Origin of the sequence: Stutzerimonas kunmingensis, from assembly GCF_002929225.1 — a bacterium.
Classification (GTDB): domain Bacteria; phylum Pseudomonadota; class Gammaproteobacteria; order Pseudomonadales; family Pseudomonadaceae; genus Stutzerimonas.
In genome coordinates, this window is the sequence record NZ_PISM01000004.1 from 314,985 (window position 1) to 341,365 (window position 26,381).

The 26,381-nt window shown below is 57.8% G+C and carries 30 protein-coding genes, 1 tRNA gene and 1 pseudogene; 20 read left to right on the forward strand and 12 right to left on the reverse strand.

The annotated features are described in order from the left end of the window. Positions 1 to 47: 47 nt before the first annotated feature. From CW305_RS02510 to xseA, 3 genes are all read right to left on the reverse strand, one after another. Complete coding sequence (locus tag CW305_RS02510) at positions 48 to 590, reverse strand: hydrolase (RefSeq protein WP_104097029.1); 543 nt, start codon at positions 588 to 590, stop codon at positions 48 to 50. 19 nt (positions 591 to 609) lie between these two features. After that, positions 610 to 1,434 (reverse strand): M23 family metallopeptidase, encoded by an 825-nt coding sequence (locus tag CW305_RS02515; RefSeq protein WP_104097030.1) that lies wholly within the window; start codon positions 1,432 to 1,434, stop codon positions 610 to 612. Between the two features lie 80 nt (positions 1,435 to 1,514). Next, complete coding sequence (xseA, locus tag CW305_RS02520; RefSeq protein ID WP_104097031.1) at positions 1,515 to 2,891, reverse strand: exodeoxyribonuclease VII large subunit; 1,377 nt, start codon at positions 2,889 to 2,891, stop codon at positions 1,515 to 1,517. Between the two features lie 130 nt (positions 2,892 to 3,021). Between xseA and CW305_RS02525 the strand changes: the two genes are divergently transcribed. The 13 genes from CW305_RS02525 to CW305_RS02585 all read left to right on the forward strand — a co-directional run bounded on the left by CW305_RS02525 (position 3,022) and on the right by CW305_RS02585 (position 15,309). Further along, positions 3,022 to 3,573 (forward strand): hypothetical protein, encoded by a 552-nt coding sequence (locus tag CW305_RS02525; RefSeq protein WP_044316105.1) that lies wholly within the window; start codon positions 3,022 to 3,024, stop codon positions 3,571 to 3,573. A gap of 126 nt (positions 3,574 to 3,699) precedes the next feature. Then, positions 3,700 to 5,169, forward strand: a complete 1,470-nt coding sequence (guaB, locus tag CW305_RS02530) for an IMP dehydrogenase (RefSeq protein WP_044316104.1) — start codon at positions 3,700 to 3,702, stop codon at positions 5,167 to 5,169. A 110-nt stretch (positions 5,170 to 5,279) separates the two neighbouring features. Continuing rightward, on the forward strand, positions 5,280 to 6,860 hold the full coding sequence (gene guaA / locus CW305_RS02535; RefSeq protein ID WP_042928273.1) for a glutamine-hydrolyzing GMP synthase: 1,581 nt from the start codon (positions 5,280 to 5,282) through the stop codon (positions 6,858 to 6,860). 308 nt (positions 6,861 to 7,168) lie between these two features. Next, positions 7,169 to 8,356, forward strand: a complete 1,188-nt coding sequence (locus CW305_RS02540) for a tyrosine-type recombinase/integrase (protein WP_011785209.1) — start codon at positions 7,169 to 7,171, stop codon at positions 8,354 to 8,356. Positions 8,357 to 8,557: 201 nt separating this feature from the next. Then, positions 8,558 to 8,782: a helix-turn-helix transcriptional regulator gene (locus CW305_RS02545; RefSeq protein WP_011785208.1), complete on the forward strand. Its 225-nt coding sequence runs from the start codon at positions 8,558 to 8,560 to the stop codon at positions 8,780 to 8,782. Between the two features lie 4 nt (positions 8,783 to 8,786). Further along, positions 8,787 to 9,671 carry a helicase RepA family protein gene (locus CW305_RS02550; RefSeq protein WP_011785207.1) on the forward strand — a complete coding sequence of 295 codons (885 nt, stop codon included), beginning with the start codon at positions 8,787 to 8,789 and terminating at the stop codon, positions 9,669 to 9,671. Continuing rightward, positions 9,661 to 10,569 carry a replication protein C, IncQ-type gene (gene repC / locus CW305_RS02555; RefSeq protein ID WP_011785206.1) on the forward strand — a complete coding sequence of 303 codons (909 nt, stop codon included), beginning with the start codon at positions 9,661 to 9,663 and terminating at the stop codon, positions 10,567 to 10,569. The genes CW305_RS02550 and repC overlap by 11 nt, the downstream gene beginning before the upstream one ends. Before the next feature lie 1,125 nt (positions 10,570 to 11,694). Beyond that, entirely contained in the window at positions 11,695 to 11,886 is a 192-nt protein-coding gene (locus CW305_RS02560) for a FitA-like ribbon-helix-helix domain-containing protein (RefSeq protein WP_011785205.1), read from the forward strand. Positions 11,887 to 12,033: 147 nt separating this feature from the next. Further along, a complete protein-coding gene (gene trbJ / locus CW305_RS02565; RefSeq protein WP_104097032.1) occupies positions 12,034 to 12,813 on the forward strand; it encodes a P-type conjugative transfer protein TrbJ in 780 nt (259 codons plus the stop codon). Between the two features lie 12 nt (positions 12,814 to 12,825). Beyond that, positions 12,826 to 13,062: an entry exclusion lipoprotein TrbK gene (gene trbK, locus CW305_RS02570; protein ID WP_011785202.1), complete on the forward strand. Its 237-nt coding sequence runs from the start codon at positions 12,826 to 12,828 to the stop codon at positions 13,060 to 13,062. 11 nt (positions 13,063 to 13,073) lie between these two features. Continuing rightward, positions 13,074 to 14,726, forward strand: a complete 1,653-nt coding sequence (gene trbL, locus CW305_RS02575; protein WP_011785201.1) for a P-type conjugative transfer protein TrbL — start codon at positions 13,074 to 13,076, stop codon at positions 14,724 to 14,726. A 12-nt stretch (positions 14,727 to 14,738) separates the two neighbouring features. Then, entirely contained in the window at positions 14,739 to 15,005 is a 267-nt protein-coding gene (locus CW305_RS02580) for a hypothetical protein (protein WP_011785200.1), read from the forward strand. Between the two features lie 67 nt (positions 15,006 to 15,072). Continuing rightward, positions 15,073 to 15,309 (forward strand): type I toxin-antitoxin system ptaRNA1 family toxin, encoded by a 237-nt coding sequence (locus CW305_RS02585; RefSeq protein ID WP_011785199.1) that lies wholly within the window; start codon positions 15,073 to 15,075, stop codon positions 15,307 to 15,309. A 40-nt stretch (positions 15,310 to 15,349) separates the two neighbouring features. On the opposite strand, the gene CW305_RS02590 is transcribed toward CW305_RS02585, so the two are convergent. From CW305_RS02590 to CW305_RS02615, 6 genes are all read right to left on the reverse strand, one after another. Next, on the reverse strand, positions 15,350 to 15,763 hold the full coding sequence (locus CW305_RS02590) for a very short patch repair endonuclease (protein WP_011785198.1): 414 nt from the start codon (positions 15,761 to 15,763) through the stop codon (positions 15,350 to 15,352). A gap of 12 nt (positions 15,764 to 15,775) precedes the next feature. Further along, positions 15,776 to 16,363, reverse strand: a complete 588-nt coding sequence (locus CW305_RS02595) for a DUF4928 family protein (protein WP_341865950.1) — start codon at positions 16,361 to 16,363, stop codon at positions 15,776 to 15,778. A 6-nt stretch (positions 16,364 to 16,369) separates the two neighbouring features. Then, the gene (locus CW305_RS02600) at positions 16,370 to 16,990 is read right to left on the reverse strand and encodes a glutathione S-transferase family protein (RefSeq protein WP_104097033.1); all 621 of its coding nucleotides are present in this window, start codon (positions 16,988 to 16,990) and stop codon (positions 16,370 to 16,372) included. 37 nt (positions 16,991 to 17,027) lie between these two features. Further along, a complete protein-coding gene (locus CW305_RS02605; protein WP_104097034.1) occupies positions 17,028 to 17,495 on the reverse strand; it encodes a MarR family winged helix-turn-helix transcriptional regulator in 468 nt (155 codons plus the stop codon). A 10-nt stretch (positions 17,496 to 17,505) separates the two neighbouring features. Beyond that, positions 17,506 to 17,931 (reverse strand): organic hydroperoxide resistance protein, encoded by a 426-nt coding sequence (locus tag CW305_RS02610; protein ID WP_104097035.1) that lies wholly within the window; start codon positions 17,929 to 17,931, stop codon positions 17,506 to 17,508. Positions 17,932 to 18,360: 429 nt separating this feature from the next. Then, positions 18,361 to 19,332: an IS5 family transposase gene (locus tag CW305_RS02615; protein WP_104097036.1), complete on the reverse strand. Its 972-nt coding sequence runs from the start codon at positions 19,330 to 19,332 to the stop codon at positions 18,361 to 18,363. Positions 19,333 to 19,860: 528 nt separating this feature from the next. On the opposite strand from CW305_RS02615, the gene CW305_RS02620 reads away from it, so the two are divergent. Genes CW305_RS02620 through CW305_RS02630 form a run of 3 tightly spaced genes read left to right on the forward strand, consistent with a single transcriptional unit; the run spans position 19,861 to position 21,982 of the window. Beyond that, the gene (locus CW305_RS02620) at positions 19,861 to 21,117 is read left to right on the forward strand and encodes a tyrosine-type recombinase/integrase (protein ID WP_104097037.1); all 1,257 of its coding nucleotides are present in this window, start codon (positions 19,861 to 19,863) and stop codon (positions 21,115 to 21,117) included. A 60-nt stretch (positions 21,118 to 21,177) separates the two neighbouring features. After that, the gene (locus tag CW305_RS02625) at positions 21,178 to 21,453 is read left to right on the forward strand and encodes a hypothetical protein (RefSeq protein ID WP_102847618.1); all 276 of its coding nucleotides are present in this window, start codon (positions 21,178 to 21,180) and stop codon (positions 21,451 to 21,453) included. Positions 21,454 to 21,457: 4 nt separating this feature from the next. After that, positions 21,458 to 21,982 (forward strand): helix-turn-helix transcriptional regulator, encoded by a 525-nt coding sequence (locus tag CW305_RS02630; protein ID WP_104097038.1) that lies wholly within the window; start codon positions 21,458 to 21,460, stop codon positions 21,980 to 21,982. A gap of 20 nt (positions 21,983 to 22,002) precedes the next feature. On the opposite strand, the gene CW305_RS02635 is transcribed toward CW305_RS02630, so the two are convergent. Next, positions 22,003 to 22,350 carry a helix-turn-helix transcriptional regulator gene (locus CW305_RS02635; protein WP_104097039.1) on the reverse strand — a complete coding sequence of 116 codons (348 nt, stop codon included), beginning with the start codon at positions 22,348 to 22,350 and terminating at the stop codon, positions 22,003 to 22,005. A 343-nt stretch (positions 22,351 to 22,693) separates the two neighbouring features. Here CW305_RS02635 and CW305_RS02640 point away from each other — a divergent pair. Next, positions 22,694 to 22,900, forward strand: a pseudogene (locus tag CW305_RS02640) (acyltransferase family protein); the annotation flags it as partial. Between the two features lie 60 nt (positions 22,901 to 22,960). Here CW305_RS02640 and CW305_RS23325 read toward each other — a convergent pair. Continuing rightward, positions 22,961 to 23,293, reverse strand: a complete 333-nt coding sequence (locus CW305_RS23325; protein WP_342748735.1) for an I78 family peptidase inhibitor — start codon at positions 23,291 to 23,293, stop codon at positions 22,961 to 22,963. A 184-nt stretch (positions 23,294 to 23,477) separates the two neighbouring features. On the opposite strand from CW305_RS23325, the gene CW305_RS02650 reads away from it, so the two are divergent. Together CW305_RS02650 and CW305_RS02655 are read left to right on the forward strand one after the other, a co-directional pair. Beyond that, positions 23,478 to 23,879, forward strand: a complete 402-nt coding sequence (locus tag CW305_RS02650) for a PA2779 family protein (protein ID WP_003298355.1) — start codon at positions 23,478 to 23,480, stop codon at positions 23,877 to 23,879. Continuing rightward, positions 23,876 to 24,829 carry a PA2778 family cysteine peptidase gene (locus tag CW305_RS02655; protein ID WP_104097040.1) on the forward strand — a complete coding sequence of 318 codons (954 nt, stop codon included), beginning with the start codon at positions 23,876 to 23,878 and terminating at the stop codon, positions 24,827 to 24,829. Before CW305_RS02650 ends, CW305_RS02655 begins: the two co-directional genes overlap by 4 nt. Positions 24,830 to 24,835: 6 nt before the next feature. Here the strand turns inward: CW305_RS02655 and CW305_RS02660 are convergent, their stop codons facing one another. Continuing rightward, positions 24,836 to 26,119, reverse strand: a complete 1,284-nt coding sequence (locus tag CW305_RS02660; RefSeq protein WP_104097041.1) for an NAD(P)/FAD-dependent oxidoreductase — start codon at positions 26,117 to 26,119, stop codon at positions 24,836 to 24,838. 168 nt (positions 26,120 to 26,287) lie between these two features. Here CW305_RS02660 and CW305_RS02665 point away from each other — a divergent pair. Beyond that, positions 26,288 to 26,364 (forward strand) — tRNA-Val (locus CW305_RS02665). The last annotated feature ends 17 nt before the right edge of the window (positions 26,365 to 26,381 follow it).

Consider the following 26,381-nt stretch of genomic DNA (forward strand, 5'->3'; position numbering starts at 1 on the left):
CTTGGCAGATTGCCTTGGCCGCTGCCCGGCTTGTCGGTGTGGCTTGGTCAGCGGATAAATTCGCGGCTGATACTCTTGAACAGTTCGGTGCCGGCGCGTTCCATCCATTCGAAGGCAACCATCTCCCGCGAGACGATCACCGCGCCGGCCTGGCGCATGCGCTCCAGGGCCAGCGCCTTGTCGCTGGCCCGCCGCGAGCTGACGCCTTCTTCGACGACGAAGACTTCGTTGCCACGGGCGCGCAGGTCCAGCACCGTCTGCAGCACGCACACGTGAGTCTCGCAGCCGCAGATGACGAACTGCCGGCGTTCGCCACCCGGGCGCTGGAACAGTTCGCCGTCGCCGGCCGCGGAAAAATGCAGCTTCTCGACAATGGCGGTCTCGTCGACGTTGTCACGCAGAGCCGAAATCGTGTGGCCGAGGCCCTTGCTGTACTGCTCGGTCAGCAGCACCGGCACACCGATTCGCTGCGCCACCTGTTGCAGCCAGGCGGTGTGCTCGGCCATGGCTGCATTGTCGAGGATCACCGGAAACAGGCGTTCCTGGATGTCGATGATCAGCAGGGTGGAATCCGTTGCCTTGATACGCATCGCAGTGCTTCCTCGTGGTTCAGGGTTTGTAGGCGCCGATGAAGATGGCCGGGTCGACACGGGCATCGTTCAGGCTCACGTTCCAGTGCAGATGGGGGCCGGTGGCACGCCCGGTCGCGCCGACCTTGCCGAGCACCTGGCCTCGCACAAGCTGGTCGCCGACTTTCACGCCAATTTCGGAGAGATGGCAGAACATGCTGATCAGCCCCTGGCCGTGGTCGACGAAAACGGTCTTGCCGTTGAAGAAGTAGTCACCGGTGAGTATGACCTTGCCGGCCGCCGGTGCCTTGATCGGTGTGCCGCTCTTGGCGGCGAAATCCAGGCCCGAGTGCGGGTTACGTTCCTCGCCGTTGAAGAAACGGCGCAGGCCGAACGGCGACGACAGCGGGCCGTCCACCGGGCGATCGAACAACAGATTGCTTGGCTGGTTGGCGCTGAACTGCCGGTAGGCGCGGGTCTGTTCGTCCAGTTCGCGCTCGATGCGCTTGAGGTCTGCCGGATTGGGATTGACCTGGCGCTGGTTCTTCAGCGTGATGTGCTGCGCTCGATAGTCGCGGCTCTCGACCTGGAAGGCTTGGGGGCGGCCATCGATCTCCAGCTGCTGCGCGCCCGGCTTCACCGACAGCGGGATGCCGACGATGGCGATCCAGCGTTTGCCATCCTCACGCACCACCAGGGTGGGCTTGCCCTGGTAGCGAGTCTGCGGTGCGCTAACGTCGTCACCTAGCTCGATCACGGCAACGCCGCCGGGCACAGGCTTGTTCAGCAGACGGGTGATGAAGCCCTCGGCATGGGCGCAAAGGGGAAGGGCGAGGCACAACAGCAGGGCGAGAAGGCGTGGCATGAAAGGATCCGCTGGAATAAACGGCCCATCCTCGCGTAAAGCTGCGCTGGGGAAAAGGCTGGCCATCTGGCGACCGCCGGTCAGAGCAGCGGCAGCGTGACCGGTGCCAGATGATTGTCCTCCACCCGCACCTCCAATTCGCCCTCGCCGAGCCTGGCCTTGAGGCGCTGGCCAGGTTGCGTCTGGCTGGCGCTGCGGATCGCCTGGCCGCGCTCGTCGAGCAGAATGCTGTAGCCGCGGCTGAGTGTGGCCAGCGGGCTGACCACATTAAGTGTCTGGGCGAGGCCCTGTAGCTGTTGCCGGCGGCCTTTCAGGTTGGCCTGCATCGCTCGCGGCAGACGCGAGGAGAGGTGTTCGAGTCGCTGCCGCAACAGATTCAGCGAACGCCCCGGGTGTTGCGCGGCCAGGCGTGTTGCCAGGCGGGCCAGACTCTCCCGGCCGCTGCACAGGCGGCGGTCGACGGCGCGCAGCAGGCGCTGCTCGAGGTCGTCGATGCGCTGGGCCTGCTGCTGCAGCCGTTCGCCGGGGTGGCGCAGGCGACGGGTCAGGCCTTCCAGTCGCATGGCGTCACGGTGCAGACGGTCGCGCATGCGCAGCACCAGGCGCTGTTGCAGCCCGCTCAGCCGGTGTTGCAGGTCGGCGCTGCTGGGGGCCAGCAGCTCGGCGGCCGCGGATGGCGTCGGCGCGCGAACATCGGCGACGAAATCGGCGATCGAGACATCGGTTTCGTGGCCCACGGCGCTGACAATCGGCGTGACACAGGCATCCACCGCGCGCGCCACCGCTTCTTCGTTGAAGCACCAGAGGTCCTCCAGCGAACCGCCGCCGCGGGCCAGAATCAGCGCATCGAAGCCCTGGGCATCGGCCAGCTGCAGTGCGCGGACGATCTGTCCGGTGGCTTCGCGACCTTGCACGGCGGTTGGAATCAGCGTCAGCTCGACCTGCGGCGCGCGGCGTTTGAACACCGAGATGATGTCGCGAATGACCGCGCCGGTCGGCGAGCTGACGATGCCGATGCGCCGCGGGTGGGCGGGCAGGGCAGCCTTGCGTTCGGCAGCGAACAGACCTTCGGCGCTGAGCTTTTCCTTGAGTGCCTCGAAGGCTAGGCGCAAAGCGCCGTCACCGGCCGGCTCCAGCGTATCGAGAATCAGCTGGTAATCACCGCGCCCCTCGAACAGCGAGACCTTGCCGCGTACCCGCACCGCCAGGCCGTCGCGCAGCGCCTGGCGTACCCGCGCCGCGTTCTGCCGGAACAACGCGCAACGCACCTGGGCGTTCTTGTCCTTGAGGGTGAAATAGATGTGGCCGGAAGCCGGGCGGGCGAGGTTGGAAATCTCGCCTTCGACCCAGACCTGGGCGAACACGTCCTCCAGCAGCAGCCGCGCGCGGCCGTTGAGCTGGCTGACGGTCAGTACTTCGCGATCGAGATTGAGACGCTGGAAGGGATCTTTGAGCATGGCGACGATGATAAGCCGGGCGCGGCCAGGCGGAAACCGAAACTGCTTCGCGTCCGTCCAGCGGGCCTTGACCGGCCAATGGGTGGCGCTAAGCTGCGCGGCCTTTCTTCATCTCCCGTTCCGAGCCGCCATGAGCCACAGTCAAGCGATCATTGTGCCGCGCATTTCCACGTTTCCAGCGCACGAAGCCAAGGCGCGGATGATTCTGCGCTGGCTGGCCGAGCGGCGCATCGTCGAGGCGCTGCCGACCACCTGCGGTCGCGGCGTTGGCGGCATGGGCTACGCTATCGCTTCCGGCGCGCGCAGTGTCGTGCAGCATCCGGAACGCTTGCCTTTTGGCGAGGCCATCAACGGCCTTGAAGTGGTGACCAAGCGCTGCATCTACACGCCAACACGGGATTTCGCCGAGGAGGCAGGCTGCCCCGAATGCCGTCGCGAGATTGGCGAGGCGTTGTTTGAAAGCCTCGACGAGTGGATGCCTAAGCAGACCGACAATTTTACCTGTCCGGAGTGTGGCTTCGAAGACGACATCAACGGCTTCCTGTTCATTCCGGCGTGCGGCTTTTCCAATCTCGGCTTTATCTTCAATGGCTGGGGCGAGGCCGGCCTTCGCCAGTCGTTTCTCGATGAATTCGCCGAACGCCTGGGCTTCAAGGTGGCGCTGGTGATTGATCGGCCGTGACCGATCGGTCATTTCGGCGATGCCGCGCATTTCGCCGTGCGCGACGCGCCTCACATCCGCATTGAGCGTGAAGGGGTGCGTGGGTATAATGCCGCGCTTCCTTTTTCCCGCCTGGGAGCCCCCGCCATGCTGCGTATCAGCCAAGAAGCCCTGACTTTCGATGATGTTCTCCTGATCCCGGGATATTCCGAGGTTTTGCCGAAGGATGTCAGCCTGAAGACCCGTCTGACCCGCGAAATCGAGCTGAACATTCCGCTGGTTTCCGCGGCCATGGACACCGTCACCGAAGCGCGCCTGGCCATTGCCATGGCTCAGGAAGGCGGCATCGGCATCATCCACAAGAACATGAGCATCGAGCAGCAGGCTGCCGAGGTGCGCAAGGTCAAGCGTCACGAGACCGCCATCGTTCACGATCCGGTCACCGTCACGCCGGAAACCAAGATCAGCGAGCTGCTGCGCAAGGCGCATGAACTGGGCTTCTCCGGCTTTCCGGTAGTGTCCGGCAAGAAGCTGGTCGGCATTGTCACCGGTCGAGATCTGCGCTTCACGCCCAATGCCGGCGACTCGGTCGCGGCGATCATGACGCCCAAGGAAAAGCTGGTCACCGTGCTCGAAGGCACCGCCCTGGAAGAAATCAAGACTGAGCTCTACAAGCACCGCATCGAGAAGATGCTCGTGGTAGACGGCAATTTCCACCTGCGCGGCCTGGTCACCTTCCGCGACATCGAGAAAGCCAAGACCTACCCGCTGGCCTCCAAGGACAGCCAGGGGCGTCTGCGCGTTGGCGCAGCGGTCGGTACCGGCGCCGATACCGGTGATCGCGTCGAAGCACTGGCTGCTGCCGGTGTCGATGTGGTGGTGGTGGACACCGCCCACGGCCATTCCCGTGGCGTGATCGATCGCGTGCGTTGGGTGAAGGAGAACTTCCCGCAGGTGCAGGTGATCGGCGGCAACATCGCCACTGCCGAAGCTGCGCTGGACCTGGTCAAGGCCGGCGCCGATGCGGTCAAGGTCGGTATCGGCCCGGGCTCAATCTGCACCACACGCATCGTCGCCGGTGTCGGCGTGCCGCAGATCTCCGCCATCGCCAACGTATCCGCCGCACTGGAAGGCACCGGCGTGCCGATGATCGCCGACGGTGGTATCCGCTTCTCCGGTGACCTGTCCAAGGCCATCGTTGCAGGCGCCAACGCCGTGATGATGGGCTCGATGTTCGCCGGTACCGAAGAAGCCCCGGGCGAAATCGAGCTGTTCCAGGGCCGTTCCTACAAGGCTTACCGCGGCATGGGCTCGCTGGGTGCCATGTCCCAGGCACAGGGCTCCTCGGATCGTTACTTCCAGGACTCCGCCGCCGGCGCCGAGAAGCTGGTCCCCGAAGGCATCGAAGGCCGCGTACCGTACAAGGGCTCGCTGGCCGCGATCATCCACCAGCTGATGGGCGGTCTGCGTGCATCCATGGGCTATACCGGCAGTGCTACCGTCGACGAGATGCGCAGCAAGCCGCAGTTCGTGCGTATCACCGGTGCCGGCATGGCCGAGTCACACGTGCATGACGTGCAGATCACCAAGGAAGCCCCGAATTACCGAGTGGGTTGATCCGCTCAGCTAGACAGGCGCCGGAAGCTGGCAGCGGGAGCGGGGAGAGATCCTGGCTTCGGCTTCCAGCTTCCGGCTTTCAGCTTCAGGCTCTTTCCGAAGGAAAGCTCATGGCTCACCAAGACATTCACGCCCACCGCATCCTGATCCTCGACTTCGGTTCCCAGTACACCCAGCTGATCGCCCGCCGCGTGCGCGAGATCGGCGTGTATTGCGAGCTGCATCCGTGGGACATGAGCGAGGACGACATCCGTGCCTTCGCGCCACGCGGCATCATTCTCGCCGGCGGCCCGGAGTCGGTTCACGAGGCGGGCAGCCCGCGCGCGCCGCAGGCCGTGTTCGATCTCGGTGTGCCGCTGTTCGGCATCTGCTACGGCATGCAGACCATGTCCGAGCAGCTGGGTGGGAAGGTGCAGGGCTCCGACGTTCGCGAGTTCGGCTATGCCCGCGTCGATCTGGTCGGCAAGTCGAAGCTGTTCGACGGCATCGAAGACCACATGGATGACGACGGTGTGTTCGGCCTCGACGTGTGGATGAGCCACGGCGACAAGGTCACCACGCTGCCGGAAGGTTTCCATATCCTCGCCAGCACGCCGAGCTGCCCGATCGCAGCCATGGGTGACGACGACCGCCGTTACTACGGCGTGCAGTTCCATCCGGAAGTGACTCACACCCGCCAGGGCGGCCGCATCCTTTCCCGTTTCATTCTCGACATCTGTGGCTGCGAAGCGCTGTGGACGCCGTCCAACATCGTCGAAGACGCCATCGCCCAGGTGCGTGCCCAGGTCGGTGATGCCAACGTGCTGCTCGGCCTTTCCGGCGGTGTCGATTCGTCGGTGGTTGCGGCGCTGCTGCACAAGGCGATCGGCGATCAGCTGACCTGCGTGTTCGTCGACAACGGCCTGCTGCGCCTGCACGAGGGTGACCAGGTGATGGCCATGTTCGCCGAGAATATGGGCGTCAAGGTGATTCGCGCCGACGCCGAGGCACAGTTCCTCGGTAACCTCGAGGGCGAGGCCGATCCAGAGAAGAAGCGCAAGATCATCGGTCGTACCTTTATCGACGTGTTCGATGCAGAAGCCAGTAAGCTGGACAACATCCAGTTCCTCGCCCAGGGCACCATCTACCCCGACGTGATCGAGTCGGCCGGCGCCAAGAGCGGCAAGGCCCATGTGATCAAGTCCCACCACAACGTCGGCGGCCTGCCGGAGGAAATGAACCTCAAGCTGGTCGAGCCGCTGCGTGAACTGTTCAAGGACGAGGTGCGCAAGATCGGCCTGGAACTCGGCCTGCCCTACGACATGGTCTACCGTCACCCGTTCCCGGGCCCGGGTCTGGGTGTGCGCATCCTAGGCGAAGTGAAGAAGGAATATGCCGACCTGCTGCGTCGCGCGGATCACATCTTCATCGAAGAGCTGCGCAACTTCGACTGGTACCACAAGACCAGCCAGGCCTTCGTGGTGTTCCAGCCGGTGAAATCGGTCGGTGTGGTCGGCGACGGCCGCCGCTACGCCTGGGTCGTCGCGCTGCGCGCGGTGGAAACCATCGACTTCATGACCGCACGTTGGGCGCACCTGCCTTATGAGTTGCTGGAAAAGGTGTCCAACCGCATCATCAACGAAATCGAAGGCATCTCCCGCGTGACCTACGATGTGTCGAGCAAGCCGCCGGCCACCATCGAGTGGGAGTGATCACACGTTAGGCACTGGCTGGTACTAACTGGCATTAAATGACGCTTAAGCCCATGTTTTCATGGGCTTTTTTGTTTTTATGTCTGGCATTGTCTGGCAACCAATGGCATTGGGAAGCACCGCTTGAGCGTGGTATCTGAGGTGGTATTATCGAGGCATGATGCCATGAGTGATAGCCGATACCATGCTGCTTGATCCTGTGTTTTCATGGTATCGAAAATGCTTAAGTTACTGTTTTTATTGTGATTAAAGCCTGAATTTTGGGTGATCTTTCAGCATGGTATCGGAATCGAAGAAGGATAAGACTCTTGCTGACCGATACCAAGCTGCGAAACCTCAAGCCGAGGGATAAACTCTACAAAGTGAATGACCGGGACGGCCTTTATGTGGCTGTCACCCCTGCCGGTTCCATCTCATTCCGTTACAACTACTCGATCAATGGCAGGCAAGAGACGATCACCTTTGGTCGTTACGGCGTTGGGGGTATCACTCTCGCAGAAGCCCGTGAGCGACTTGGTGAGGCCAAGCGGATGGTCGCTGATGGAAAGTCGCCAGCGAAGGAGAAGGCCCGAGACAAGGCGCGTGTAAAAGGAGCTGAAACCTTTGGTGCCTGGGCGGAAAAATGGCTACGTGGCTACCAGATGGCCGACTCTACCCGTGATATGCGCCGCTCGGTTTATACGAGAGAGCTGGAAACAAAATTCGGCAATCAAAAGCTGACCGAAATCACTCACGAGGACTTGCGAGCATTGACCGACGCCATCGTAGAGCGTGGAGCGCCTGCTACGGCGGTTCATGCGCGTGAGATTGTACTCCAGGTATACCGCTGGGCCACTGAGCGAGGCCAGAAGGTTGAGAACCCGGCAGATCTGGTGCGGCCAGCAAGCATTGCCAGATTTGAGCCGAGAGATCGAACTCTGGCGCCTGAAGAAATCAGGATCATGTATCAGTACATGGGGCGTATTGGTACATCACCATCGATCCGTGCAGCGGTCAAACTGTTGTTGTTGACGATGGTGCGAAAAAGCGAGCTGACGAATGCTACCTGGAGTGAGATCAACTTCAGCGAAGCGCTCTGGACGATCCCCAAAGAAAGGATGAAGCGGCGTAATCCTCACCTGGTGTTTCTATCCAGGCAGGCTATGGACATCTTCATCGCTTTGAAGACGTTCTCCGGTGGATCGGATTATGTGCTGCCGTCGCGTTACGATTCTGACGTGCCCATGAGCAGTGCCACGCTGAACCGGGTGATGACGATGACTTACAAGCTGGCTCAGAAAGAGGGGCAGCTGCTTGCCAAATTCGGCCCGCACGACTTGAGACGAACAGCCAGTACCTTGCTCCATGAAGCCGGTTACAACACCGACTGGATTGAGAAATGCCTGGCGCATGAGCAAAAGGGTGTGAGGGCGATCTATAACAAAGCCGAGTATCGCGAGCAGCGCACAGCCATGTTGCAGGACTGGGCTGACATGATTGATGAATGGACTGCCTAAAAGTGGGTAGTTGTCATTTTTTTAAAGGTTCGATGGTTGCTAATTTTGATATCTTTGATAGCATAATTGGCGTACATTGATGCCAAATTTCCATTCAAGGCCGCCCTCCGGCATCGGGAAGGTCAATTACCGATTAGCAGACGCTACTCGATGAATAGTCCGCTTGAGACATCAAGCGCATTCATTTGAGAGGTATTGACCATGCACACTGCCAAAACCCTCATCAACAGGAAGCAGCTCCTGGAGATGATCCCTCTTTCAACGCGCACAATTTATAACCTGGAACAGCGTGGGGAGTTCCCACGCCGAATTGCGCTTACCAGCAGAAACGTCGCATGGGACTTGTCAGAAGTAGAGCAATGGATTGAGGAGCGTAGGTCTTCAGGCATTCAGGCTGCTCGACCTGGCAATACCATAGAGGCGTAACAGCATGGCCATCGAAATTTCGTGGCTCGATTTAAGAAGTGCTGTTGAGAACGAGCCGGAACCCCTTGATTTTGTATTTCCTGGTTTCAAATCAGGAACAGTTGGAGCATTGGTAAGTCCTGGTGGAACAGGTAAAACCATGCTTGCTCTACAAGTTGCCGTAACGGTTGCTACCGGTGCGGATCTATTGAATTTGTCTGAGATGGACAGTGCGTGGCGGCTGGTCACTGGTCCAGTGGTATTTTTAACCGGAGAAGATCCTGCAGACGTGTTAAATGGACGTTTTCACGCTATAGGTCGACACCTCAACACCAGCCAGCGTGAGGCCATGTATAACAACTTAGCGGTTGTCCCTCTGGTCGGTTTCAGTGCCGATATGATGAGTGGAGAGTGGCGGAATTGGATTGAGAACGTCACTCGAGGTGCTCGCCTAGTAGTAATCGACACGTTACGCCGGTTTCATCAGTTGGACGAAAATGATGGAGGCCATATGGCAGGGTTGTTGGCCTACATGGAACAACTTTGCAGAGCTAATAGAACCAGCATTTTATTCCTGCACCATACAAACAAAGCCGGTGCGTTTAACAGTGGCGACGCTCAGCAGGCTAGCCGAGGCAGTTCTGTGCTCACGGATAACGCCCGCTTTCAAGCGAATTTAATTGGCATGGGGGCGGCAGAAGCCGAAACATGGGGAGTAGACGAAGAATGCCGCCGCCATTTTGTGCGATGGTCCTTCCCTAAGCTTAATTACTCTGCCCCTATCTCTGACAAGTGGTATCGACGACATGAAGGAGGGGTACTAAAGCCTGCCGTATTAGAGAAGCAGAGTAAATCCAATAGAGTGCTGCCATTCAATAAATCTAAGAGTGGTATGCGCGATGAGCTTTGATCTTACCCATGTTCGACATGACCCAGCCCATTGCTTGGCTCCTGGCTTGTTTCGTAGCCTGAAGCGTGGAGAGCGGAAACGGCTTAAGCTGGACGTAACCTATACCCATGGCGAGGATTCTATCCGTTTCTGGGGACCTGAGCCTCTGGGAGTTGATGATCTTCGTATCCTACAAGGGCTTGTGGCTATGGCCGCAATTTCTGGTGATGGGGGGCGCGGGATTGTGCTGCGAAACGAAACAGAGTCAGAGGTTGGGCAGCAATTGCGCCTCTTGCTAGACCTCAAGTGGGACGCGGTTGAGAAGGACGCGATGGTTGCTAAGGGCAGCTTCCGACAACTGGCCCGGGAACTTGGATATGCCGACGATGGAGGCAGCCAGTTCAAAACTATCCGCGATAGCATCGAGCGACTATGGGCAGTATCTGTCATTGTGGAACGTAACGGGCAGCGTCAGGGGTTCCGTATCCTGTCCGATTACGTCAGCGACGACCGGGAAGGTAAGCTGTTTGTCAGCCTGAACCCTCGATTAGCAGAGGCTGTAATGGGAGAGCGTCCACATACTCGCCTCGACATGACTGAGGTTCGGGCGCTACAGACCGATCCCGCTCGATTAATTCATCAGCGATTATCGGGCTGGATTGATGCCGGTAAATCTGGACGCGTAGAACTGGATACCCTTTGCAACTACGTCTGGCCGGACGAAACGAAGAACCCCAACACCTTGAAAAAGCGTCGCCAAACGGCCCGAAAAGCGTTGACTGAACTGATTTTAGTGGGCTGGACTGTACATGAATACGCCAAGGGGAAATGGGAGATTAGGCGGCCAGGGATCAACCATGCCAACCCCCGGCGTGACAGCACCCTTCCCCGGCATAATAGCACCCGTCCCCCGGCATAACAGTATCCCATCCCCGGCATAACGGTATCCGCTCCAATCGCGCAAACGCTTGCAGGACAAGGCTTTCCGGCCTGTTTTGGAAATCGATCCAAGATATTCCAAAGAATATCCATCATGCGCGGCATAGCCCGCGCCTTAATGGCGCGTTCATGCCTTGCCAATTCTATCGGCCTCCGGCCGATGTTTTAACGCCAAGAGGGAGGCCGATTTTGTATGCTCGCCAGGCGCAAACCCTTCTCCTTGGCGTTCAATCCGTCCGAAGGACGACCAAACCGGCCTCATAAGCCCTAGGAGCGTCGATCATAGGCTGACAGTGGTGAAGAGGAGGTAATGTCTGAAACGCCTTACAGGGACGCTCAGGAAAGCTGTATTCCCATACATCAGGATAGTAGGCAGTTAAAATCTGGTAGCAGGCTGAAATGTGTGCGGTTTGTAGATTGTAGTATGTAGTAGCACCATACAACATACTACAACGCTACATTCCTATTCGCATATACATTGTGCTTGAAACCTGTCCGAAGGTGGGCGCGCGGCGCAGCAAAAATGCCTCAACTAATACCGGCCCCAAAAAGTCAATGAAAGGCCGCCAAGTGGGTGGAGTAATAGGTAAGCCTTTGTAAAGCAGGGAAATGTGTCGGGTTTTCACGTGTTTCATTGACATTTGAGGGGCGGGATTACAAGCAAGGTAGCCACATGAGGTAGCTCACAGGAAAGCTGTGTTTTTGTGTGTAGTGAATGGCGAGGAAAGTAGTCATCTCAAAACGCTGCTAGACCGCTATTTTAGCGCTGCCGAGTCGCTATAAGTGCGCTGTCATACCGCTGTAAGTGTCGATTTGCTCGGAAAAAACGGTTTGCACAGGAATAAACAGGTTACTGCACAGAAATGCACATACCGTACGCGCAAGAATCAACGCTGTGGTGCGGGCAGGATAGGTGAAGTTAGCTAACCGGCGGAGCCGATTAACTATCTTCACTTCCCCTTATTCGCCCCGGAGGCGCTCAACGGGTAATCCTGCTCTGCGAGGCTACCGGCTACCGCCGATTTGTGAGGTGGGTAGAAAACATGGTTGTTGTTTATGCTATCTTTGATATCATTAGTAGCTAGTGCATCAAGAAGGTATTAACATGGCGAATGTACTTGTCCGTAATTTGCCTCCCGAAGTTCACCGGGCGCTAAAAGTGCGTGCGGCGCTTAACGACAGGAGCACTGATGCGGAAATACGGGAAATACTGGCAGCGGCAGTGCAACCGCTTGAGCTGGATGTCATTGGTCGAGAAGTTGGATTAAGCGAAAAAGCCAAGACCCCAGCAAAGTAAGTTTGAGATTGATGCCGTGATTCCACAGAAAAAAGGCCGCCTTTCGGCATCGGGCTGGTCAATTACCGATTAGCTGCTTCGGCAGCTTCTCGATGACTTTAACGCTTGTATCACAAGCGTTCATTTACTCATCGAGAGGTATTGACCATGCGAAAGAAGAAAATTTTAGCGGCTAAAATTCCAATCCTACCGGTTGCCTTGGCAACCTCGATTCTCATCACCCTGGTACAGCCTGTACAAGCGGGCATCCCTGTCATCGACGGCACCAACCTGACGCAAAACATCATGTCAGCCCTGGAAGCCGTTGCGCAGACGGCCAAGCAAATTCAGCAGTACCAAACGCAGTTGCAGCAGTACGAAAACCAACTGCAAAACACGATGGCCCCGGCGGCCCACATTTGGGACCAAGCGCAGCGCACCATCAACGATCTGAACCAGGCGACCAACACGCTTGCCTACTACCAGAACCAGCTTGGCAGCCTCGATGCTTACTTAGGCAAGTTCCAGGACGTGGCCTATTACCGTGGATCGCCTTGCTTCTCGTCTACAGGGTGCAGCGATGCCGAGCGGGCCGCGATGGAAGAAAACCGCCGCTTGGCGTCCGAATCCCAGAAGCGGGCCAACGACGCACTGTTTAAGGGCCTGGAGCAGCAGCAAGACAACTTGGAAGCCGATGCCCGTCAGCTCACACGCCTGCAATCTGCCGCTCAAGGTGCAGACGGCCAACTGGCCGCCATTGGCTACGCCAACCAGCTCGCCAGCAACCAAGCCAACCAGCTCCTGCAAATCCGCAGTTTGCTAATTGCTCAGCAGAATGCCGAAGCGACACGCCTGGCGTCTGAACTGGATGACAGTGCCAGAGGGGAGGCACGAGAAAAGCAGCTTCGTACTTGGGAATACCAACCCAGCTCAGCAGATCGCTACTAAGGAGGACATAGCATGAAAAGAGCAATTTTCCTTATGCTGGCCGTCACTGCTGTTTTGTTGGCTGGGTGTGAGGACACACCACCGGAACCCAATAAGGCGACCTGCACCGGCGATGCCTATCAACAGGCCCTTTCCGAGATCAGCAGCGAGGCGAAACGCCAGGCGTTTGCTGCCGAGTGCGAATCTTTCCAAAAAGCTCAGCAAATGGGTGAATGGGAGTTCAAACCCAGCTCCCCCGACAGATATTGAGGGAGGGCATCATGAAACGATTTGTCTTTGGCGGATTGGCTGTGATGGCCGCCGTCATGCTGTCCGATACGGCAATGGCCCAGGAACTGTCCAGCACTAACATCATGGATGATGTGCTGGACCGCTTTCACGCCGCTGCATCAACATGGGGACCAGCCATTGAAGCCGCTGCCACTCGGTTGTTTTGGACCCTCGTTGTTATCTCGATGGTCTGGACGTTCGGCATGATGGCGCTGCGCAAGGCCGACATTGGCGAGTTCTTTGCCGAGCTTGTCCGCTTTATCATGTTCACCGGCTTTTTCTGGTGGCTGCTTTCCAATGCTACACAGGGAATGAATATCGCCGGAACCATCATCGCTTCATTGCAGCAACTCGGGGCCGAAGCCGGGGGGCTTGGTAGTAGCACGCTTGGGCCATCGAGCATCCTGGATATGGGATTCGAGCTTTACGATAAGACTGTTGAAGCCACTTCGGAACTGAGCTGGCGACAGTTTCCAACCGCGTTAATGATGGAGCTGATGGCTTTGGCCGTGTTGGTGGTTCTGGCACTTATTTCCATCAATCTGCTGCTGTTATTGGCAGCCAGTTGGATACTGCTTTATGCCGGAATTTTCTTCCTAGGCTTTGGCGGTTCGCGTTGGACTTCAGACATGGCCATCAACTACTACAAAGCCATTCTTGGTTTAGCGGCCCAGTTGTTGGCAATGGTGCTGATCGTTGCGATTGGTAGGCAGTTTCTTGTTGATTACCACGGCCAAATGCGGGCGGAAAACATGGCAAGCCAGGAGCTGGCCGTCATGTTCGTTATATCCCTGGTCTTGCTGTTCCTGGTAAACAAGGTTCCCCCAATGATTTCCGGCCTGGTGACAGGAGGTAGTGTCGGTTCTATGGGAGTTGGCTCCTTTGGTGCCGGGGCCGCCGTGGGGGCTGCGATGACAGCGGCAAGCATGGGAATGGCCGGGGCCAAAATGGCCGGTGCGGCGATGCTGGGAGGTGCGGCAAATAGCGTTGGTGGAGCGAGTGCCATCAAGGCTGCCTTTACCAAGGCACAGTCCAATATGTCTGGGGGGGACATGCCAAGTTTCGGCGGTGGTGGCTCTGGTGATACCGGCGGTGGCTGGGGTAGTGGCGACACGGGCAGCGATAATGTGAGCACAGGTGATACCCCGTTTGCTCAGGCGGCGGGCTTTGCCAGTTCTTCACCGTCTGGCAGCTCTGGCTCTTCAGGTGGTGGCTTTCGCAGGGCGGCTTCCTTGGTGGCTGGTACGGCGGGTGAGCTGGCTAAAGGGGCTGGGTCCAAGATGGCTGGGAAGTTTCAGGACAAAGTAAACCAGACTGCCGGCGGTCGTTTGGCGTCCTCGATCCGCGAAAGCATGGAGCCGAAGGGCGATAGCAATGCCGGGGCGGACAGTGCTTCACCGTCGTTCGATAGCGATAGCTTGAGCGGTGGAAGCGGCGGCTGGGTAAACCAATCAGGCGGCTTTGATGCTCTGTCCAGCGAGGACCAGGACAAGGCCCGCCAATCACACGCTGAGTGGCAAGCACGCGATCCGGAAAAGCACACCTTCGACGTTGGGGACTACGTTTCGTATGCCCAGGAACGCCAGCAGGAGCGTAACGAAGAGGTTGCCAGCTTTGTGAACCGAGGCCCACAGGCCACGTAAGGAGATACCACGATGACACAACGTAATTTCATGGCTGCCCTGGATATGATCGACGAGGTCCAGGAAGCCCCCACAGAGACGGCTTTTGTGCCGGTTGTCGAACCAACAACCGAGGGAGAGAAAGACGCTGAGGCGGAGATTGCAGCCTTTGTGAACCGCCCGAACCCGACTGGTAGGGTGGAAGCATCGAGCAGCACACGCATTAGCAATGATGCAGTGGTTGGAACTGGGAAAACCCCGTTTTCAGAAGCTGCCGGGTTTTCCAGTACCGGGCTTTAAAAGCACACGGGCCGGTGATGGTGCACCGGCCCGCATTTCCACATACCACCTGACAGAGAGGTGACACATGACAGCCACGCATAATATCGAAGTTCAGCAAGCAATTCATCAGGCAGCGACCAAGCTGTCCGCCCTGAAGTTCATCGACCAGGAAACCGCCCGGCAGATTTCACCCGTCGCGGAAGCGGTCGCCAATATGTTCACGATCCTGTACTACCAAGCCGAGACTGGTCGAGCGACGCAGGAGGACTTCCAGGAGGCGTTAGCCACTATCCGGCAGGCGACAGAATATGATGAACGTTAAGACAGAACGAGTAACGAGGAAGATTTGATCCTCTGATTTCCTATCGCCCACGACTTGACCGAATGGCCTTGGCCAGTCGGTCAAGTGCATCCCGTTTGCGTATCTCGCATTCCCATATTACAAGAACAGTCCATCCCGACGCTTCCAGCTCGGCACGATTGCGCTCGTCACGCTCGACGTTGCGAGTTAGCTTCCGTGACCAATACTCCGTGTTGGTCTGAGGACGAGACGCAGCGGCGCAGTTGGGGTGCTGATGCCAAAAGCAGCCATGCACGAAAACCACAGTGCGGTATTTCGGGAATACCAAATCAGGCGAGCCAGGCAGGCGCCGGTCATGCAGGAGGTAACGCAGCCCTGCGGCATGAAGGAAGCGCCGAACAGTCAATTCTGGCTTTGTGTCGCGAGAGCGAACAGCTCGCATTGTGCGGCTGCGTTGCTCCGGCGTCTCCTTCATGCTATTTGGACCTTATTGCTTAAATTCGATTTTCAAGCTCGGGTCTGTTTCGAAGTTTTCGACAATTTCATTATATCGAGTTACAACGTCCCCGACCGCTGTGCGTCGCCCTTCGGCTGCGAACTTGCCCAACTCGTACAAGTTGAGAGCTACGAACTGTTCAACCTCAAACACGTCTATACGATCACCTAACCCAGCATTCTCAGCCAAGACTTCTGCGGCTGAAACGCCTCGCGATGTAGTGACAATAATCGGTCGGTGACCGTCATCGATATTGTCGCGGCACCGACCAATAACGGCTTCACCCGGAGCTGTTGTAACGTGCAATGCGACATCTCCGATAAAGAAATCACCGGCGCGCCCTGACTGTGCGTCCGAAGTGGAAAAGCTATTATGCTCAAAGTTGCCTATTCCCAGAGCGCAATCAAGCTTGGCTCCCACCAGGTGTTGTAGCACCGCTCCGGCGTACTGCATCCCTGGGGCATTGCGCTGGCGTTCCTCAGCCTGAACGATCATGTCGCGAACCAAAGTACTGATGGTTGAAGTGAGTGGAAACCAGAAAAATGGGGTTGCAACAAATCCACAGGCGCTTGAGCTCAGATTGCTCTAATCGAGTTTCAACACCAGATCCGGATCGGCCTTGGCCATGGCGCGCTGAAAGGCAGGCCGGGCGGCCAGGCGTTGCAGATAGGCGAGAATGTTCGGATAGGGCGCGAGGTCGAGCGGTACGAACTGGCGCATGGTGGTGAGCGGAAACGCGGTCATGATGTCGGCGACCGTGAACGTATCGCCGGCAAGCCAGGTGTGCCCCTCGGCGAGATGGTCGTCGAGCGCCTTGAATCCGCGATCGGCCCGCGCCCGCATCGTCTCCGCCATCGCGCCCTCGGCCATCAGCATCATCATGCTCGGCATCAGCGAGCCGTTGGCGAAGTGATACCAGTATAGATAGCGGGAGAATGCCGGATCGTCCGCCTTGAGCGTCAACCGGCCTTCACCGTAACGCGCCACCAAGTAGTCGATGATGGCACCGGATTCGGCAAGCACCAGATCGCCGTCGGTGATGACCGGGGCGGTGCCGCACGGATGCAGGGCCTTGTACTCCGGCGGCGCCAGCCGGGTGACCGGATCGCGCTCGTAGCGGACCAGTTCATAAGAGAGTTCAAGCTCCTCGCAGAGCCAGACGATGCGATCCGATTGCGAAACGCCGAGATGGTGAACCTTGAGCATGGGAGTCTCCTGAGAAAGTCGGTTATGAGAAAGTCGGTTAACGGTCATTTGCACGCGCCGGTCCGCGCAGCGCCGCGACCAGGGCCTGGACCCGCGTGCGCAGTTCGATGACGTCATCGGGCTGCATGTCGAGGCCGGCGGCAAGGGTCGCCGGCACATTGCGGGCGGCCTCGCGCAATGCGCGCCCCTCGGGGGTGAGCTCGATCAGCACCCGCCGCTCGTCCTCGGCATCGCGGGTGCGCGTTACCAGGCCCGCCAGTTCCATCCGTTTGAGGAGCGGCGTGAGCGTCCCGCTGTCGAGGTTGAGGCGATCGCCCAGCGATCCGACGGTCTGGGGCGTCTGTTTCCACAGCACCAGCATGACCAGATACTGGGGATAGCTCAAGCCAATCTCCGCCAGCACCGGGCGATAGAGACGGGTCAGCAGATTGGATGCGGCATAGAGCGGAAAGCAGACCTGCCGATCGAGATCGAGCAGGTCATCCTCCTGATCAGACCAATCCATGCCACCCCCTCTAGTCGGCGCTGACGGTGATGGCGACATCGATGTTGCCGCGCACCGCGTTGGAATACGGGCAGACCTGATGCGCCGCTTCGACGATGGCCTCGGCCGTCGCCTGGTCGACGCCGCTGATCGTGACGTCGAGCGCCACGGACAGGCCGAAACCGCCGCTACCGTTGGGCGCCATGCCGACGGTTCCCACCACCACGATATCGTCGTCGCGGACCCTCTCATCCTGGTTGCGGGTTACATGGATCACGGCGTTCCCGAAGCAGGCGGCATAGCCCGCGGCGAACAACTGCTCCGGATTGGGGGCGTCACCCTTGCCGCCGAGCGCCTTCGGCAGGGCCAGCGGCAGATCCAGAAGGCCATCGTCGCTGTTGACGGAGCCGTTGCGGCCGCCGATGGCTGTCACTTTGGTGGAATAGAGCGTGTTCATGAATCATCTCCTGTTTGAGTGGTTCAAATAAATATATCAAGCAATTTAATTGTGCGCAATACAAATAAGCGCGATTGCAGACGCATTTTCCGCCAGCCACGGCTCACCCCTGGCGGTGGGGTCGTGCTGGCCGCAAGCGGCCAGGGGTCGGGCAAACCCACCACGTCGGCATAGGGCAGGAAACCTGCCAACACGGCCAATTCACCGTTTGATGTAAGCTTCCCAGTGCTCTCCCAGGCTGAGACTTGTCGTTGCCATGTTACTCTCCAAGTATTCATAATTAATAAATATGAATATAGGTTAGGGAAGGTGTGAACAAGCCATCACCCTTCGCTCCAAAATCCAGTTTGACGGCGACCGGAAGCAAAAATAGCTATATTTGCCTGGTTTTAACCGCCTTCAGCCGCCTTTTCAGGCAGTGCGGACGGATTAACCCCTTGCTCTCAACATCTGATCCACACGCACGGCATTGGATAGCGCGAACAGCATGGCCAGCTTGCCATCATTTTTCATCAGGCCTCGGTAGCGTGCTTTCACAAAGCCGAACTGACACTTAATGATGCGGAACGGGTGCTCTACTTTCGCGCGCATGCTGGCTTTCAGGTATTCAGTCCGGATCCTGAGCTTGTTGATGCGCGGGTGCTTTTTCAGGGTCTTTAACTTCCCCGGTTGCTCGGCGATGTGCCAGTCAGCCCGCACATTCTTCAGCTCTGCGCGCTTTTCAGCCCCGCGGTAGCCGGCGTCAGCAAAGATGAAAGCTTCCTCACCATGCAACACCTGGCCTGCCTGATTGAGATCGTGCTCATGTGCCGCCGTTGTTGTGAAGCTATGAGTGATACCGGTGCGGGCATCCACGCCGATATGGGCTTTCATCCCGAAATGCCACTGATTTCCTTTTTTCGTCTGATGCATCTCGGGATCACGCTCGCCGGCTTTGTTCTTGGTGGAGCTGGGGGCCTCGATGATGGTCGCGTCAATCAGCGAGCCTTCCTTGAGCAGGATGCCGGACTCGGATAGCCACTGACTCATCTCGTTGAAAATCTGACGGGCAAGACCGTGTCGTTCCAGCAGGTGACGAAACTTCAGAATGGTGGAGTGATCGGGAATTGCCCTGTCCAGTGACAGGCCTGCGAACAGTCGCATGGACGCTATCTCGTACAGCGCATCTTCCATGGCGGGGTCACTGAGGTTGTACCACTGCTGCATGCAGTGAATCCGCAGCATGGTGGCCAGCGGGTATGGCCGGCGACCGTTGCCTGCTTTGGGATAGTGAGGCTCAATAATCGCTTCGAGGCGTGCCCACGGAATCAGCTTGTCCATTCGGCCCAGGAACTTCTCCTTGCGGGTCTGACGGCGCTTGTTGCTGAACTCGCTGTCAGCGAATGTGAGCTGCTGATCCATTCGGTGATCCTCGATGTGGATGATCGGGCGATTGTCTCATGAGGGGGGCTTGTTCACACCTTCCTTAGGGTGGAATCATAGGCAACTGGTTTTTAATCCATGTTATTTTGCGGGTTCATTCGGCAATTTCTGAGCGTGGTATTTTTCATGGTATTACCGTTTGGCAGGAAAATAAGCCATTGAATATAAAGGATAAAAAGGGCTTGTTTACAATCGAGTGGGAGTGATATCAGGTCCTTCGGGGATTATCGGTACCTATCGATAAGATGCTGTAACGTGTTGATTTATAATAAAATACGTCGCGGCACCTATCGGTAGCTATCGCCAGGCAGCGGGATGGTTTGGCGGTACTGGTAACGGTAAGAACCGATGCCCGGATTCGGACCCTCCCGTTTACTATCGAGACCAAACCGGTCTTTGACGGTAAATCTCTCCTCCGGAAAGCTTGCGCCATACGGCTTTCCCGGCATCAGCAGGTCTCCTGGCCCTTGACGGTAAAAGCCGTCATGAACCGGAGGAAAAACCTCGATGCTGACCGACACTGCACTGCGCAATCTCAAGCCCAAAGCCAAGCCCTACAAGGCTTCCGATCGCGACGGAATGTACGTAACGGTATCGCCCGGCGGTACCGTCACCTTTCGCTACGATTACCGTCTCAACGGACGCCGGGAAACGCTGACCATCGGACGATATGGACCAGCGGGGATTTCATTGGCCATGGCGCGCGAAAAGCTGCTGGATGCCAAGCGAATGGTTGCTCAAGGCATATCTCCTTCCTTGGAAAAGCAGCGAGCCAAGCGGCGTCTGACTGCTGCCAAGTCGTTTGGTGAGATGCTGAAGAGATGGCTGGCTGATGCGCGTATGGCCGACAGCACGCGATCCATGCGCAAGAGCATCATTGATCGCGACATCCTGCCGGTCTTCGAGAACCGTCTCCTGACCGAAATCACCGCAGACGATCTCCGTGCGCTCTGCTCCAGGGTGAAGGGTCGCGGGGCGCCGGCCACAGCCGTTCACGTTCGCGACATCGTGAAGCAGGTCTTTGCGTTTGCAATCCTGCACGGTGAGAAAGTGGAGAATCCGGCCGACGGTGTTAAGGCCGCATCGATCGCCACCTTCGTGCCGAAAGACCGAGCGCTGACCCCGACCGAGATTCGCCTGGCTTTTCACCAGTTGGAGTCGATTGCGGCGTACCCCACCATTCGATTGGCCTTGCGCCTGGTACTGCTGACCTTGGTGCGTAAAAGCGAGCTGATCGAAGCTACTTGGAATGAGGTGGATTTTGAGAACGCCACGTGGACGATCTCCAAGCAGCGTATGAAGGGACGCAATCCCCACGTGGTTCACCTGTCGCGCCAGGCTCTGGATATCTTCGTGGCACTGCATACGTGTGCTGCAGGATCGAGGTTTGTCCTGCCCTCTCGCTACGACATCCACCGTTGCATGTCGCACGCGACCTTGAACCGAATCACGCAACTGATCGCATCGCGGGCCAAGGAGGCGGGGTTGCCGCTGGAGCCGTTTACGGTGCACGACCTGCGCAGGACTGGCTCTACGCTACTCAACGAAGTGGGGTTCAACGGTGACTGGATTGAGAAGTGCCTGGCGCATGAGGACGGGCGTTCCTCGCGCTCGGTCTACAACAAGGCCGAGTACGCGGAGCAGCGGCGCCACATGTTGCAAGAGTGGGCAGACATGGTTGATGCCTGGATCGATGGTCGGACTCACCTGCCGAAGCTGTTGCCGGACAATGTGTCCGTGCCGGTATTGAGTGCAGCCGTATAAAGGAATGGGCAGGTTGTCAGTTGACAACCTGTCGAATCATACGAATACTGGAGACTATCCATGGCCCGTCCTTCACATCCGAAGAAAGAGATCGAAGAAGCGCTTAAACATGCCGAAGGGCAGGGGTGGCGCATCGAAGTTGGCGGCAGTCACGCCTGGGGGCGGATCTACTGTCCCTATAACGACGAGGAATGTCGCTGCGGCGAGTTCTGCATCACCAGCGTGTGGAGTACGCCGAAGAACCCCAGCAACCAAGCACGCGCCTTACGCCGCGTGGTGGACAACTGCACCACGCATCGTAAGCAGCAGGATACTGCCGACGATGCAGAGGAGTAGCACGATGGAATACACATTCACCCTGAAATACCAGCTCGCCGACAATGACCGTACCCCGGATATTCTGGTCGAGCGCCTTGGCGAAGCGGGCTGCGACGATGCCCTGGTCGGCATCGGCCAGCCGGGTCGGCTGGCGCTGGAGTTCACTCGAGAGGCGGAGAGTGCGGATGCGGCTGTGCGCAGTGCACTGGCCGATGTGCGCCATGCAGTGCCCTCAGCTAGGTTGATCGAGGTCGCCCCTGATCTGGTCGGTCTAACCGACGTGGCCGAAATGGTTGGGGTATCGCGACAAAACATGCGCAAGCTGATGCTGGCCAATCCGGGCAGCTTCCCCGCACCGGTGCACGAGGGCAGTGCGTCGATCTGGCACCTGGCGGATGTGCTGACCTGGTTGCAGGCCAGGGGCAGCTATTCGCTGGCCAGAGATGTACTGGAAGTGGCTCAAGTGGCTTTGCAGGTCAATCTGGCGAAGGAAAGTCGGCGTCTACCTCGCTCGACTTCTACGGAGCTGGAAGCTCTAGTTGGCTGAGGCCTGCATCGGCCGCATACCTAATCTGAGCTCGACCGAACCGGGCGGGTTTTCCGTAGGCGGACATCCGGGCAACTGATGTCTTTACGAGGCGCCTGCTTGCGCTCCTCGATCCAGGCCTCCACCTCAGCTAAGTCCCATACGACGCAACGCGGTGTCAGGTTAAAGCGTCTAGGGAACTCGCCACGACGCTCCATCTCGTAGATGGTCGTTTCGGACAGAGGGATGATCTGTCTCAGCTCTTGTCGCCGAATGGTGCGCCGAAACGGTAGGGGGCTTTGCTTCGGAAACTGTGGTAGCACGTCGTAGCCGTCTGTCTCTGGAATGGGCAGTGGCTCGCTGTTTTTAGAAATCAGTAAGCTGGGCATAGGCGATTGTGGCTCCACGTTGACTAAGGGAGTCTGCGGAATAGCGGCATGGTGCGGTTCGGTACCTATCGAGACAACCTGTTGCAGCGTAGAGGAACGAAACCTAGATCCATCTGCAATGCCCTTGTAGTCACGGGATTCAATTGATGCCAGCGAGCGAAGGACAACACCACCACGAAGGCTTCGGGCAATTGCAGCCGGTCACGACTGGCAGCTACCGGCCCAGAGTGTGTAAAAACGTCTGATCGAACCCTTGCTATGCTTTCGGGCGATTCCATCGCAAGGGTCACCCATGAAGCGCTTCATTCAAGGTGAGCATCGAGGCCAAAGTACGTTGCTCCCCGCCGGTAGCGGGGTGCGGGTAATACTCAGCAAATTCCTCGGTATTGATTCAATCACAGCGCATCTGATTATCGGAACGCTGATCGGTACGGCGGCTCCGTTGTTGGCGCAAGTCGTGATCAATCGCTACAAACTGTACTTCTTGCTCACCCCGCCCAAGCAGATTTCGGCATCTCAGTTCCATATGCGCAAGGCTGTTGCCCAGTAGCGCGGCCCTGTCATGCACCGACGCAGATGCCGCTCAGCAGGCCATGCTTGCTGAGCGGTATCACGCATGCCGTATTAGCCGCAGCCGATGCGCTCTATGGTCATATCCTTGTCGGTATAGATATTCAGTCTCTGCGAGTTTGTATTCCAGCGTGACTATATCGTCGGGCCGCAGGACCCGCGCGGTGATTGCCCCGGATTGCTCCCTTGCTCGTTCAAGTATTTCTGGCGTGACGGTTTGGCCCGTCAAGCTTGCCACGGCATCGGCGTTGCACCGTCCGACTGACTCAGTCGGGCTGCTGTTTGACGGTGCTGTAGAAGTCGTTTGACAGCCTGTCAGTACAAATGCGGCCGAGGCTATGGCAATTGGTAGGGCTCGTTTGATGCGCTGCACAGCGTCTCCTTTTTCGTCTGGTTTGTCGGAGCGCAACTACTATCAAAGATACGGGCATGCCGATAGGCCTCCATGCCAGTTGGAAAAAACAGCTGTGGATGGGAACCGAAGCGGCGTTGGCTCGTCTTAATGGCTGATGGCGCTTTGCAATCCCCTGGCTGCAAGAAAAATTAGGAGTTCCGCTATGTTCAATTCCCCCCTACTCAAGCGTGTCGCTACGGTGCTAGCTGCTCTGCACTTGCTTCTGGTAGCTCAAGTTCCGCTGGCGCAAGCTGCGATGATCGGCACGCCTGAGGTTGTTGCTGAACATCAGCAGCAGGTCGATCGGCAACAGTTGCTGACGATGCTGGATGATCAGGATGTGCAAAAGAAGCTGGAAGCGATGGGCGTCGAACGTGATCAGGTTGAAAAGCGCATCAACGGCCTGACGGCAGCGGAACTGGCCCAGTTCAATCAGCAACTTGATCAGGCCCCCGCAGGGGCAGGCGTTGTCGGCGTGATCGTGCTGTTCCTAGTGATCTTCATCATCACGGATATGCTCTGCGCCACTAACATCTTCAACTTCGTCAACTGCATCAATCGTTGAGCCAGCGGCTACTCATACTGCTCCTGATCGGTCTGCTCGGGGGCTGTGCGCGAACGACGGTTACGCTTGTCGATCATGCTCAGCTCCCGACAAGAGCCGAGTTGGTGGACGTTCCGTTCTACCCGCAGGAAGACTACCAATGCGGACCCGCTGCATTGGCAACCATGCTCGTGCAGCGTGACATCGAAGTAACGCCGGAAGCGCTTGTAGAGCAGGTCTACATTCCCAAGCGCAAAGGCAGCTTGCAGGTGGAGATGGTTGCTGCCGCCCGTTCTGCTGGGCTTCTTGTATATCCGCTGCAGCCTAGTCTCAGTGATCTTCTTGCCGAAGTCGCTGCGGGCAACCCGGTTCTGGTTCTACAGAACCTCGCTTTCGATCGTTGGCCTCAATGGCATTTTGCCGTGGTGGTGGGCTATGACCTTGCAGATCAGGAAATTGTGCTTAGGTCTGGCACTACCAAGCGTTTGGTGGTGAGTTTTCACGAGTTCGAGCGCTCGTGGCGCAAGGCGGAGCGCTGGGCCGTACTTACTTTGCAGCCACAGCGGATACCACAAACTGCGCAAGAAACTGTCTGGCTTCGCAGTGCCAGCGATCTGGAAGAGGTTGGGCAATTGCGCGCGGCTCGGGCGGCGTACGAAGCCGGCGCGAAGCGTTGGAACTCGGCGCTCACGCAGTTTGCTTTGGCGAACAGTCAGTATGCGGCTGGAGAAAAGGCTGCGGCTGAGGAATCGTTACGGCGCAGTGTTCGTCTCGACCCGGGCTTCGCCATTGGTTGGTTCAATCTATCGCAGGTAATGGCTGAGAACGGTTGTGACGTGGGTGCTCGCCACGCACAGGCCTGTGCCCTGCGAATGGATCCGGATGATGATCGGCTCAGGGCGCCGCTGCCGGCCCTGGAGGGCAAGCGAGCGGCGCAATGCTTGCCGAGCCCGCCATGCGTGTCCAAGTGATCTCGGTCAGAAGCCAAGCCTGTCGCGCAGGTTGTAGTACATCGCTCCGAGAGCGCTGAGCGGTACCTGAAAACGCTGTCCTCCAGGGAAAGGGTAATGAGGCAGGCTGGCGAGCGCATCAAAGCGCTCTGCCTGGCCGCTCAGGGCCTCGGCGATCACCTTTCCAGCAACATGTGTATAGGTGACGCCATGACCGCTACAACCCTGCGAGTAGTAGATGTTGCTGCCCAGCCGCCCCACCTGGGGCAGCCGTGAAAGCGTCAGCAGGAAATTGCCTGTCCAGGCAAAGTCGATCTTCACTTTTTCCAGCTGCGGAAAGGTCTTCAGCATCTTGGGCCGTATGATCGATTCGATGTCGGCGGGATCACGTGCGCCGTACACTACGCCGCCCCCGTAGATGAGCCGTTTATCCGCTGAGAGCCGGTAGTAATCAAGCAGATAATTGCAGTCCTCTACGCAATAGTCCTGAGGCAGAAGGCTGTTTGCGAGCTCATCATCAAGTGGCTCCGTCGCGACCACTTGTGTGCCGCAAGGCATGGATTTGGCGGCGAGCTCGGGAATCAAATTGCCAAGATAGGCGTTGCCTGCTACTACGACGAATCTTGCGCGCACGGTCCCCTTTGGAGTGTGCACCAGCGGCGCGTCGCCATATTCGATGCGAAGCGCGGGGGATTGCTCGAAGATGCTGCCTCCCAGTGATTCAACAGCTTCTGCTTCTCCGAGTGCCAGATTGAGAGGGTGAATATGGCCGCCTTGCTTGTCGAGCATACCTCCGGCATATCTCTCGCTAGCGACCACTCGCTGTATGCCTTGTTTATCCAGTAGCTCGAGGTGCGGGTAGCCATATCTTTCCCACAAGGCCTTCTGTGCTTCGAGGTGGTGCATCTGCTTCTGATTGAAGGCGGCAAATACGCCGCCGTCTTTCAGGTCGCACTGAATGCCATAGCGTGCTACGCGTTCACGGATAATTCGTCCGCCTTCGAATGCCATATCCCCGATCAACTTCGCTGCCGAGGCGCTCGCACTACGCTCGATGCTGTCAAGGTCTCGGCTGTAGCTGTTGACGATCTGCCCGCCATTGCGCCCAGAGGCGCCGAAACCGACCTTGGCTGCTTCCAATATGATTACGCTGAAACCCTTTTCAAGAAGAAACAGGGCCGTCGACAGGCCTGTGTATCCGGCGCCGATCACGCACACGTCGGCCTGCTTGTTTTCCTGAAGTTCTTGTCGAACACCTGTCGCGTTGGCCGTCGCTGCGTAGTAGGAAGCGGGATAATTGTTGTGCGGCATCTTGGATTCTCTGTTCTGAATTTTTTACGCATCCTAGCGCTTGACCCTGTAGCTCGCCAGCGTCGCAACATTGCAAGCAGGAATTTTCAAAATTTCCAGATATCAGTGAGTTAGAAGAAAAAACTGCTTGACTCTTTTTTTCTTGGCTTTAGAATGCGCCCCCATCGAAGGCACATAGCTCAGTTGGTTAGAGCACCACCTTGACATGGTGGGGGTCGTTGGTTCGAATCCAATTGTGCCTACCAATTTCGAATAAAAGGGT

Excerpts from the sequence above, each read along its gene's own strand:
- CW305_RS02510 (WP_104097029.1), bottom strand. The coding sequence starts at position 590 with ATGCGTATCAAGGCAACGGATTCCACCCTGCTGATCATCGACATCCAG.
- CW305_RS02515 (WP_104097030.1), bottom strand. The coding sequence starts at position 1,434 with ATGCCACGCCTTCTCGCCCTGCTGTTGTGCCTCGCCCTTCCCCTTTGC.
- xseA (WP_104097031.1), bottom strand. The coding sequence starts at position 2,891 with ATGCTCAAAGATCCCTTCCAGCGTCTCAATCTCGATCGCGAAGTACTG.
- CW305_RS02525 (WP_044316105.1), top strand. The coding sequence starts at position 3,022 with ATGAGCCACAGTCAAGCGATCATTGTGCCGCGCATTTCCACGTTTCCA.
- guaB (WP_044316104.1), top strand. The coding sequence starts at position 3,700 with ATGCTGCGTATCAGCCAAGAAGCCCTGACTTTCGATGATGTTCTCCTG.
- guaA (WP_042928273.1), top strand. The coding sequence starts at position 5,280 with ATGGCTCACCAAGACATTCACGCCCACCGCATCCTGATCCTCGACTTC.
- CW305_RS02545 (WP_011785208.1), top strand. The coding sequence starts at position 8,558 with ATGCACACTGCCAAAACCCTCATCAACAGGAAGCAGCTCCTGGAGATG.
- CW305_RS02550 (WP_011785207.1), top strand. The coding sequence starts at position 8,787 with ATGGCCATCGAAATTTCGTGGCTCGATTTAAGAAGTGCTGTTGAGAAC.
- repC (WP_011785206.1), top strand. The coding sequence starts at position 9,661 with ATGAGCTTTGATCTTACCCATGTTCGACATGACCCAGCCCATTGCTTG.
- CW305_RS02560 (WP_011785205.1), top strand. The coding sequence starts at position 11,695 with ATGGCGAATGTACTTGTCCGTAATTTGCCTCCCGAAGTTCACCGGGCG.
- trbJ (WP_104097032.1), top strand. The coding sequence starts at position 12,034 with ATGCGAAAGAAGAAAATTTTAGCGGCTAAAATTCCAATCCTACCGGTT.
- trbK (WP_011785202.1), top strand. The coding sequence starts at position 12,826 with ATGAAAAGAGCAATTTTCCTTATGCTGGCCGTCACTGCTGTTTTGTTG.
- trbL (WP_011785201.1), top strand. The coding sequence starts at position 13,074 with ATGAAACGATTTGTCTTTGGCGGATTGGCTGTGATGGCCGCCGTCATG.
- CW305_RS02580 (WP_011785200.1), top strand. The coding sequence starts at position 14,739 with ATGACACAACGTAATTTCATGGCTGCCCTGGATATGATCGACGAGGTC.
- CW305_RS02585 (WP_011785199.1), top strand. The coding sequence starts at position 15,073 with ATGACAGCCACGCATAATATCGAAGTTCAGCAAGCAATTCATCAGGCA.
- CW305_RS02590 (WP_011785198.1), bottom strand. The coding sequence starts at position 15,763 with ATGAAGGAGACGCCGGAGCAACGCAGCCGCACAATGCGAGCTGTTCGC.
- CW305_RS02600 (WP_104097033.1), bottom strand. The coding sequence starts at position 16,990 with ATGCTCAAGGTTCACCATCTCGGCGTTTCGCAATCGGATCGCATCGTC.
- CW305_RS02605 (WP_104097034.1), bottom strand. The coding sequence starts at position 17,495 with ATGGATTGGTCTGATCAGGAGGATGACCTGCTCGATCTCGATCGGCAG.
- CW305_RS02610 (WP_104097035.1), bottom strand. The coding sequence starts at position 17,931 with ATGAACACGCTCTATTCCACCAAAGTGACAGCCATCGGCGGCCGCAAC.
- CW305_RS02615 (WP_104097036.1), bottom strand. The coding sequence starts at position 19,332 with ATGGATCAGCAGCTCACATTCGCTGACAGCGAGTTCAGCAACAAGCGC.
- CW305_RS02620 (WP_104097037.1), top strand. The coding sequence starts at position 19,861 with ATGCTGACCGACACTGCACTGCGCAATCTCAAGCCCAAAGCCAAGCCC.
- CW305_RS02625 (WP_102847618.1), top strand. The coding sequence starts at position 21,178 with ATGGCCCGTCCTTCACATCCGAAGAAAGAGATCGAAGAAGCGCTTAAA.
- CW305_RS02630 (WP_104097038.1), top strand. The coding sequence starts at position 21,458 with ATGGAATACACATTCACCCTGAAATACCAGCTCGCCGACAATGACCGT.
- CW305_RS02635 (WP_104097039.1), bottom strand. The coding sequence starts at position 22,350 with ATGCCCAGCTTACTGATTTCTAAAAACAGCGAGCCACTGCCCATTCCA.
- CW305_RS02650 (WP_003298355.1), top strand. The coding sequence starts at position 23,478 with ATGTTCAATTCCCCCCTACTCAAGCGTGTCGCTACGGTGCTAGCTGCT.
- CW305_RS02660 (WP_104097041.1), bottom strand. The coding sequence starts at position 26,119 with ATGCCGCACAACAATTATCCCGCTTCCTACTACGCAGCGACGGCCAAC.